The sequence below is a fragment of the Micromonospora sp. NPDC005197 genome (assembly GCF_040608295.1).
In the GTDB taxonomy this organism is placed as follows: Bacteria; Actinomycetota; Actinomycetes; order Mycobacteriales; family Micromonosporaceae; genus Micromonospora.
The window spans coordinates 1-9,485 of the sequence record NZ_JBEXHY010000167.1 but is presented as its reverse complement, the minus strand read 5'-3'; the positions used below and the strand labels follow the sequence as shown (position 1 = coordinate 9,485).

At 71.8% G+C, this 9,485-nt stretch carries 6 protein-coding genes; 2 read left to right on the top strand and 4 right to left on the bottom strand.

The annotated features are described in order from the left end of the window. The first annotated feature begins 58 nt into the window (after window positions 1–58). Window positions 59–1,348, top strand: coding sequence for an HEXXH motif-containing putative peptide modification protein (locus ABZU46_RS29095; protein ID WP_354862744.1), 1,290 nt, complete (start codon window positions 59–61; stop codon window positions 1,346–1,348). Window positions 1,349–1,388: 40 nt separating this feature from the next. Here the strand turns inward: ABZU46_RS29095 and ABZU46_RS29090 are convergent, their stop codons facing one another. From ABZU46_RS29090 to ABZU46_RS29075, 4 genes are all read right to left on the bottom strand, one after another. Beyond that, window positions 1,389–2,675, bottom strand: a complete 1,287-nt coding sequence (locus ABZU46_RS29090; RefSeq protein WP_354862743.1) for a hypothetical protein — start codon at window positions 2,673–2,675, stop codon at window positions 1,389–1,391. Further along, complete coding sequence (locus tag ABZU46_RS29085; protein WP_354862741.1) at window positions 2,672–3,472, bottom strand: hypothetical protein; 801 nt, start codon at window positions 3,470–3,472, stop codon at window positions 2,672–2,674. Before ABZU46_RS29085 ends, ABZU46_RS29090 begins: the two co-directional genes overlap by 4 nt. A 102-nt stretch (window positions 3,473–3,574) precedes the next feature. Further along, window positions 3,575–7,486 (bottom strand): FxSxx-COOH system tetratricopeptide repeat protein, encoded by a 3,912-nt coding sequence (gene fxsT, locus ABZU46_RS29080; RefSeq protein ID WP_354862739.1) that lies wholly within the window; start codon window positions 7,484–7,486, stop codon window positions 3,575–3,577. Window positions 7,487–7,498: 12 nt separating this feature from the next. Continuing rightward, window positions 7,499–8,740 (bottom strand): TIR-like protein FxsC, encoded by a 1,242-nt coding sequence (locus ABZU46_RS29075; RefSeq protein WP_354862737.1) that lies wholly within the window; start codon window positions 8,738–8,740, stop codon window positions 7,499–7,501. 134 nt (window positions 8,741–8,874) lie between these two features. Between ABZU46_RS29075 and ABZU46_RS29070 the strand changes: the two genes are divergently transcribed. Next, the coding region (locus tag ABZU46_RS29070; protein WP_354862735.1) for an FAD-dependent oxidoreductase at window positions 8,875–9,485 on the top strand (611 nt) is incomplete at its 3' end.

Here is a 9,485-nt window from a genome sequence, read left to right as displayed (position 1 = left end):
GTTCAGCTAGCCCGGGCCCACCGTCGGCGCGGCGACGGGCCTGCCCTTCGACAGCCCGGTGCGGCTGTCCGGCGAGGCCGGCACGCTGCGGATCGACGCCGCCAGCGGCGACGCGGACGGGGTACGGGTCGAGGCCGGCGGTGGCCGGCTGCTCGACGCGGGCGTCGGCGGGATCGGCTGGCTGCCGGTCCGCAGGACCAGGCCGTTCGACGCGGTCGAGGTGCTGGTCGACGACCAGGACCCGTGGCGCGACTGCTACCACCGGCCGTCGGCACCCCGACTGGACGACGTGTCGGCCGACCGACTGGACCGGCTCACCGCCGAGGCCGGGCAGTGGCTGCGTGCCCACCTTCCGGCGCACGCCGACGCGCTGGCCGGGCTGCTGCGCACACTCGTGCCGCTGCGACCGCCGCCCTCGGGCAACCCGGTGAGCGCCACCAGCAGGGACGCGCTCGGCGCCATCGCGCTCTCCGTGCCCGCCGACGCGCGGACCCTCGCGCTGTTGCTCGTCCACGAGTTGCAGCACACCAAACTCGGCGCGCTGCTCGATCTGGTTCCGCTTCACCGCCCGGGAGGGCCGGCCCGCTACCGGGCGCCCTGGCGACTGGACCCGCGCCCGGTCGGCGCGCTGCTGCAGGGCGCGTACGCGCACCTGGGAGTGGCCGAGGTGTGGCGCTGCCGGCGACACGAGGGCACAGCCGCCGCGTTCGAGTACGCGTACTGGCGGGAGCAGACCATCCGCGCGGTCCGGCAGCTCGCCGACGCGGCCGAGCTGACCGCGGCCGGCCGGGCGTTCGTGGCCGACATGGCGAGCACCCTGCGCGGCTGGCGCGACCCGGTCGACGGCGCGGTCGAGGCGGCGGTGCGGGACGTGGCGGACGCCAGCGCGGTGCGCTGGGGCCTGGCCAACCTGGTTCCCGACCCCATGGAGGTCGAGCTGGCGTTACGCGCCGTGCGGCGAGGCGAGCCATGGTCGGGCGGCGGCCCCGCACCTATCGTGACGGCCACCGCGGCTCGACCCGCGCTAGCCGTGCGCAGTGGCCCCGAGGCGGCGGTGCGCCGCCAGCTCGTCGCCCCCGGCAGCGGGTTTTTCCCTGACGATCCGGCGGACCGGGCTTACGTCGCAGGTGACGTGGCGGGCGCGTTGATGGCGTACCAGCGGCGGCTGATCGATGATCCCGAAGACAGCGACGCGTGGGTCGGCTTGATGCTCGCTGCCCGTCGAGGCGGCCACTCCGACGCGGCGCACACCTTGATGGCGCGGCCGGACCTGGTCCGCGCAACCCATCAGGCGGTCCCTGATACCGATGTGCTCACGGTGGCAGCCGCCCTGACGCAACGTCGGTGATCATGGTGAACCCGTCCACGAGGAAGCGGCCGAGCCGTCGTCACCAGAGGCGTTCGGCGGCGGTTCGGGCGAGTTCGACGAGCGCGCTCAGCACCGCTGGGTCATTCCGGAATTCGGGATCGCCGAGGGTAAGGCTCATCATCTCCGCACCACTTCGGACAAAAACCTCGTAGATGCCGGAACCGGCCGCCGCCACCGCCTCGTCTCCGATGTCGACGACGTGCGGCTTGATGCCGCCCCCGAGGCCGAGCGTCCCGTTGCGCATGGAGGCGAACTCGGCCCTCGCGGACGCTTCGTCTGGCTCGAGGTCCAGGGCGAGATTGAGTCGTACGGCGCCGTCGAACCACGCGCAGCTGGGCCGGAAATCCGAGTCGAACGACTGCGCCTCCACCCACTGTCGCAGCACCCGTCGGACCTCGGCGAGGGAGAGCGCCTTGCACCACCTGGTCGTCGGCACAGTGGCCGGAGCGACCGAAATGGTCCGATCGCCTCCATTGACCACCCACTCCCTCTTGTCCGCCAGCCAGTCGTAGTTGGCGTCGAGGTAGCGCAACGTGCTGTCGTAGAGGGAGAAGGGGCGGCCACCATCGTCGAGGATGTGGGTTTCCTGGACGCCGTTGATCGTCACGTCGACCTCGATCTGGAACCCGATCCGGTGGGCGGGCCCGCCATGCCCCGTCACGTAGAACGGCACCCGCAGGTCCCCGCCGGCCGGCACGTCCAGGTCCTCGCTGGTCACGCCCAGGTACGACATTCTGACTGCCGGCCGATCGACGGACTCTTCGGGCCTCGCAAGCTGTACGACCTCGGTCTTGGTTGATGCGGGCGCGCCCAGGATGCCGAACGTCTCCGCGAAGCGCCAGTTCCCCGGACGAGGATCCACCGTGTAGTCGGAGTTGGTGCAGACGACGGCGGCTCGAGGGTCGACGGCCTCCGAGTCGACGGTTCGCACCCGGATGTCGCGGACGTTGACCTGCACCCGTCTCGGGACTCGGATCGAGATCTCTGCCCGTGCCTCACCGATGGCCGCGCCACCTATCGCCCGCATCCAATTCATCGCCTCCGCACAGGTACGGGCGGGAGGCGGCTTCTCGCCGGTCTTCAGCGGCGTGGCGAGCGCGCCGATCTGGAAGGGCACCACGTCCGCGCGCACTGTGGCCGGTGGTGTTGACGCCGTGTCGACGGGCTGGACGTCGGGCGTTCCGGATGGTTGGTGTCGGCCCTCGTTCCGCACCACGAGAAGCGCCGTCAGGAGGGACGGCACCAAGAGGACGACAGTCAGGAGGACGATGCGCACGCCAGGCCTTATCCCGAACCCGCTCCTCATTCCGGTTTCCGCCACTGCTCACGCCGGCAGTCCGAGCCGCACACCTGCTCGACCGGCACCCGTTGCACGCCCTCGTCATTCCATCGGTACGAGTGGGAATAGCGGCTGATCAGTGCGGTCACCCGCATGGGAGAGCCGCCCGGAAGCACCGTCAGCGTCCGGGCCCGACCACTGACCACATAGTCGATCTTGATTGACCACTCGACATAGCTGGATTTCGTACGTCCGACGAAATTGAACCTCAGCTTCTCGCCGCCGGTCAGCGTGAGGCCGGTTGTGTCAAGATACGGACCGGTCAAGACGTCGTGCTTGCCGAACGCCTGCGCGGACAGACTGGGCCCGTCAAGATCGAATCCGAGCGCGACCGGACCCGCACCGGGGCCACCCCCCGCCCGCGAAATGACGACCAAGGAATCGCTCAGCGGCACGGCACGCCGGTGCACGGAGGCGGTGATCGCGGTCAGGACAGCCGTATCAGAGCGCTTGTTCTCGATCGTGACCGCGGTCGTGGCCTGACCCGCCCGGACCACGCCCGCGGCGAGCAGGACAGCGGTGAGCCGCTCCGGGCTCTGACCGCCCGTCGTGATGCTCGACGGCAGTGGACGGCCCGACACCCAGGCAGCATCCAGCTCCGCGCCCAGGTCGCGGTCCGGAACCGCGTACACCTGCAACGGGTCACTGCCGATTACGTCCGCGGCCCCATCGACCACCGGATCGAAGCTGCGGGCGACCACCACGCCGGTGAGGGCGGCCAGCAGGCCGCTCGCGCCGACGATCGCCGCCAACCGCGATGCCATCCTGCGCGACCTCGACGACCCGTTCGATGGTTGCGGCGGCCCTTCGGCGGGGACCCGGCTCCGTGGCCTACGCCGCCTCGACATATGCACCATCCCGTCCCACTAGAGCAGCGCCGGTTCGATGTAGGCGTTGGAGCGTTCCCGTTGGCGGGCCTGCATCACCCGCGGGTTGTCACCGCCGAAGAGCTGCACCAACTGGCCGAACGCCTCGTCGTAGAGCGCCCGGCCGGCGTCCGCCTCGCTCTCGGTGGCCTGCCGGCTCAACGCCAGGTTGACCGAGGCGGAGAGCGTGTCCGGGTGCTCGGCGCCCAGCGCCCGGGTCAGCTCCACGTACGCGGTGGTGTCCAGCAGCAACGCGTTGTCGCGATCGCCGAGGGCGAACAGGTCGTTGGCCAGGTTGAGGGTGGCCAGCAGGGTGTGTGGGTGCCGCTCGCCGAGGTTGGTCAGCAACTGGTCGCGGACCCGCTGGGACAGCTCGCGGGCCTGGGTGTGGTCGCCCTGCTTGCGCAGCAGCACGCCGAGGTTGTTCAGGCAGGCCAGGGTGATGGCGTGCGACTCGCCGAGCACCTCGTTGTAGCCGTCGCGCAGGCGGCGTGCCACCCGCAGGGCGGTCTGGTTGTCGCCCACCGCCGACCAGGTGGTGGCCAGGGCCATCTCGGCGGAGAGGGTGTCGGCGTGCTCACCGCCCAGGGTGCGCTGGTAGCGGACCACGGTCCGCTCGATCAGCCGGTGCGCGTCGGCGAAGCGCCCGAGCTGACGCAGGGTGAGCGCCAGCTCCTTCGCCGTCCGCAGGGTCTCCGGATGGTCCGCGCCGATCACCTTCTGCTGGATGGTGTAGGTGCGTTGCAGGACGCTGTGCGACCGCCACAGCTCGCCGGTGTCGCGCAGGCCACGCCCGTAGTTGCTGGCCGAGGCGAGGGTGGACGGATCCTCCTCACCGAAGCGGTCCCGCCGCCGCTCGTGGATATTCTGGTCGAGCGCGGCAGCGCCGCGGAAGTCACCGACCAGGCGCAGCGACACGGCGAGGTTGTTCTCCGCGGTCAGCGTACGGCCGCTGTCGTCGCCGAAGCTGCGCACGCTCAGCTCCAGGGTGCGCCGGTCCTGCGCCTCGGCCTCGTGGTAGAGACCCTGGGCGCGCAGGTCCGCACCGAGGCTGCGGGCCGTCATCAGGGTGTAGAGGTGCTCCTCGCCGAAGATCCGCCGTTGCCGGTCGTAGACGTCCCGGTCGATCTCGTACGCCCCGTCGAAGTGGCTCTGCGCGCGCAGGACGTTCGCCAGGTGGAAGCGCATCCGCAGCTTGGTGGGGTCGTCCTCGTCGGTGTCGCGCCACGCGGCCAGCGACTCCTCGGCCAGTGCGCGGCTGGTGTCGTAGTCGCCCCGGCGGTAGAGGTAGCGCACGATGTCCACGACCAGTTGCCGGGCCTCGTCCATCGTGGACAGGTGCAGGCCGCTGGGGCGTACGTGCGGCCACAGCTCGGCGTACCGCGGCCAGTTGACCGGCCTGTCGGGGTCGCGTGGGCTGGCGGCGGCGAGCAGCAGTTGGGCCTCCCGGCGGGCCTCGTCGGGGTCGGCCAGCTGGTCCTGGATGACGAGCTGGACCAGCCGGTGGATCCGCACCGAGTTGTTCTCCGCGTCGACCTGGGCCAGGCCGTAGCGGCCCAGTTCGGCGGTGACCAGGCCCTGCAGGATCGGGTCGGTCAGCGTCGGGTCGATCGGGGCCATGAAACTGGCGAAGCGGTCGCCGGTGAGCATCGCGACCGGGATCGGCTCCGGCGCGTAGAACGAGCACAGCTCCAGCAGCCGGGCCGCCGCCGGCTTCTCCTCGCGCAACTGGCCGAGGGTGAACAGCCAGGTCGCGGCGAGCGCCTTGGAGTAGCCGGCGGACTGCCGGCCGTCGAGGATGCGCAGCAGGCCGGGGGTGTCCAGCGAGCTGAGGTACTTCTCGACCTGCATGGCGCTGGCCCGCAGGTACGCCGCGCCCTGCTCGACGGCGAGCGGCAGGTCACCGAGCTTCTCGGCCACCTGGGCGGCCTCGGCCTCGGTGAGCCCGCGGACCCGGTCGCGCAGCAGTTGGACGCTCTCGGCGCGGTCGAAGACGGTCAGCTCGGTCGCCGTGGCGTACTCGCTCCAGCTCTGGTCGCGGGTCGTGAGCAGGACGTGGCCGGGCCCCTGCGGCAGCAGCGACCGGGTGGCGCGGGTGGGCTTGTCGGCGTTGTCCAGGACGATCAGCCAGCGCCGGTCGGGCCCGGCGCGGCGCAGCGTGTCGAGCACCCGGCGGGCCGCCTCGGCGCCGCCGCCCGTGCCCAGCCCCATCGCCTGGCCGAGGTCGGCCAGACCACCGCGGATGCGGTCCTCGCTGTCCGCCGGGATCCACCAGACCAGGTCGTAGTCGCGGCCGAAGCGCAGCGCGTACTCGGCGGCGAGCTGGGTCTTGCCGACGCCGCCGAGGCCGTGCACGACCTGGGTGGCCGAGTCCGGCGAGGTGGTGAGCCGGTCGCGCAGCGCCTCCAGCTGGGCGGCGCGGCCGACGAACGGCGTCCCGTGCTGGCGGACGTTGGAGATCGCCGGGAACGGGCCGGGGAACCGGCCGACCGCGCGACCGCCGGCCGTGATCGTCGGCGTTCCCGCCGCCTCCAGCAGCCGGGTCCGCGCGGTGGACGGGTCGCTGTCGGTGAGGTCGACCGGGCTGTGCTCGCTGTACGGGGCGGTCAGCCGCGATTCGTCGACCCGCAGCGGCACCAGCACTCCCCCGCCGCCGAGCTGGTCGCGGCCGGTGGCGGTCTTCCACACCTCACCCGCGAGGGAGGTGCTCGCGTAGTGCCGGGTGAGCACGGCCAGCACCCGGCTGGCGCCGCTGACGGCCCGGTCGAACTCGGCCCGCCCGCCGGCGAGCAGCGGCACGTCCAGCGCGCGGCGGTCCACCCGCAGCCCGGCGTCCTCCAACTGGTCGGTGATCCACTCGGCCCAGAGCCGGTCGGCGGAGGCGTAGCTGAGCAGCACGGCCTGCTCGGCGGTGAGCCGGCTCCGTTCGAACTCGGCCAGCGAGCGGCGACGGTCCGTCTCGCCGATCGGGTGCAGCTGCGTGATCCGCCCGTCGGTGATCACCGAGGCGAGCTGCTCGTACGCGGCCAGCAGGGTGCCGACCTGCTCGGGCCGGTCGCCGAACGCGGCGAGGATCTCCTCGTAGGCGTAGAACGTGCGGTACGGCACCTCGATGGTGTTCCAGTAGCGGGCGGCCGCCGCGTCGGAGAGGTGGTCGAGGAACGGGGCGAACTCGGCGCGGACCAGGTCCCGACCGGTCTCCAGCTTGCGCAGCTCGGCGTCCTCCACGCGCATCGGCACCGGCAGCAGCAGCGGCGGGTCGTCCGGGCGCTGGCTGCGGATGGAGCGGGCCACCGCCGCCGCGCCACGGATGCTCTGGGTGGACATGGTGAAGCAGTTGACGACCAGGTCGGGCAGTTGGACGGTGCAGATGCCGGCGACGTCGCTGAGGCCGGTGCGGCTGTCGATCAGCACCACGTCGTACTCGGCGCGCATCTGCGCCCGGACCGCGTCGATGAACGACGCGCCGCCCTGCCGCTCGTAGAAGTTGGCCCAGTCGAAGGTGCTCACCAGCCGGGAGTACGCCGAGTCCTGCTGCCCGGCGGCCACGAAGTCGATCACGCCGCCGTGGCTGAAGTCCCAGTTCAGCGAGACCGCGCGTCGTTGGATCTTGGCATGACCGGTGAGGATCTCCTGGGAGTCCTCGTCACGGTTGCGCTGCATCGTGGCGATCGAGTAATCCCAGATCATCTCGATGACGCCGGGGGTGGCGCGCAGCTCCTTGTCGCGCAGGAACGGATGAAAGTAGCGGTGCAGGCCCGGAGACTCCAGGTCCCAGTCGACGACCAGCACCTGCAACCCCTGGCTGGCCAGGATCCAGGCCACGTTGGCCAGCGCCATCGTGCGGCCGGTGCCGCCCTTGTACGAGTAGAAGGTCACGATCTGGCCGCGTGCCGTCTCGTTCACCGCCATGGCGTGCCTCCCCTAGGGACCTTCGAGGATCGGGCGAAGACCGGAGCCGTCGGTGGGCGGCTCCTGGTAGACCGTGCCCGTGCGGTAGATCCGACCCTGCTCGACCACCAGCACGTCCTCCAGTTCCTCCTGGAAGCGTGCGGAGGTCGCGATCTCGGTGCGCCACACGTCGCGGGTGTTGTGCAGCACGTGATGCGGGAGCACCCGGGCCAGGGTGTCCCACATCTTGCGGTTGCCGCCGGCAGCCGCGTCGTCGGCGGCCGTCCACGGCACCAGCACCGGCGCCCGGGGCGAGTTCACGTCCCGGTCGTAGCCGATCAGGCTGACCTGGTAGCGCGGCAGGTCGGCGGACCAGACGTCGACCACCAGCACGACGATCTGGTTGTGCGCCCGCGCCCACTCCCGGACCACGGCCAGCTCCTCGGCGTCCTCCACTGTCCAGCCGTAGCTCTTGGTGGTGGCGATGGCCCCGGCCCAGCTGCCGATCGGCACCTCCAGCTCGGGCCGGTACGGCCGCCAGTCCCGCGAGACCGCGCCGTAGCGGTCCTCGGCGCCGGGCCGGCTGCCGGCCAGCTCGGCGGAGCTGCCGGCGACCAGCACGATGTGCACGTGCCGGGCACTGGTGGCCCGCTGCACCGCCGTCGACATGCTCGGGCCGTGGTGCGCCTGCGGCCTCGCCGGCCGGTCGAAGGCACTGGTCACCTTGGACAGCACGGGGCGCTGCGCCGGCCGGTGCAGGGTGTGGTCGCGGGCGGTCTGCACGATGTGCCGGGCGAGCGCGTCGACGAAGTCCTTGTAATCGTCCTCGTGCCGTTTGCGCTGCTTGAGGGTGAGCAGGCCGTCCTGGGCGTAGGCGGTGCCGGTGTGGAAGTTGCGGTACTGGAAGCCGGCGACCGCCGTGGGCAGCCGGTCGCACGGGAGCCACTGCACCGGCACGATCGCGGGCGGACGAACGTGGAACTGCCGCTCGTGCTCGTCGATCCGGTCGGCGAAGACCTGGAACTCCCGACCGCAGTAGTCGCTGACGACGTACCGCGGCGAGGTGAGCGCGACCAGGCAGGCGCTGGTGGACAACGCGTCGGACAGGGTGTCCGGCCAGGTGCTGCCGAGCGGGATGTGCCCGTCGATGAACCCCGCCTCGTCCCAGTGGAGGGCGGCCAGCCCGGCCACCGCCTCGCTGAGATCGACGAAGAACTCCTGTATCTGGCTGTTGCGGTTGTCCTCCTGGGCGTAACTCAGGAAAAAGAGTGGCACGCCCGCCTCCGCTCACGGGTTCCACGACCGGTAGGCACAGTATAGGACCGTCGATGCCACCCCACCCGGACCGCGATCATCGCTGCGGGCCGGCGAAGAGTCATATGCCCGACGCTTTGGGGTAGAACGTCGCCGTGTCCGAGGGCCTCCGGGTGGTCGTGGTCGGCGCCGGCTTCTCCGGTCTCGCCGCCGCGGCGGCGCTGCACCGGGCCGGCGCGCGCGTGCGGGGGCGGGAGGCCCGCGACCGCGTCGGCGGGCGGGTGCTGACCCGATGGCTGCCCGACGGGACGCAGCTCGACCTGGGCGCCCAGTGGATCGGCCCGACCCAGGACCGGATGTACGCGCTGGTCGCCGAGCACGGGCTGGTCACCTTCGCCTCGGCGGCGCTCGGCGCGTCCACCCTGCTGTGGGCCGGCGAGCGGCGACCCGACCCGCCGGCGCAGGTCGCCCGGGTACTCGGGCTGCTCGACGGGTACGCCGCCGTCCTGGACCCGGCCGAGCCGTGGCGGGCGCCGGAGGCCGCACGGTGGGACGCGACGACGCTCGGCGGCTGGCTGCGCGCCACGGCCGGGGACACCGACACGGCCGACTACCTGGGGCGGCTGCTCGCCGGCGGGCTGCTGGCCACCGCCGCGGACGAGCTGTCCCTGCTGCACCTGCTGTTCTACCTGCGCAGCGCGGGCGGCACCGGGCCACTGCTGGGCATGGCCGGCGGCGCGCAGCAGGACCGGATCGTGGGCGGTCC

Coding starts and splice junctions, on each gene's coding strand:
- ABZU46_RS29090 (WP_354862743.1), bottom strand. CDS start 2,675: ATGAGGAGCGGGTTCGGGATAAGGCCTGGCGTGCGCATCGTCCTCCTG.
- ABZU46_RS29085 (WP_354862741.1), bottom strand. CDS start 3,472: ATGGCATCGCGGTTGGCGGCGATCGTCGGCGCGAGCGGCCTGCTGGCC.
- fxsT (WP_354862739.1), bottom strand. CDS start 7,486: ATGGCGGTGAACGAGACGGCACGCGGCCAGATCGTGACCTTCTACTCG.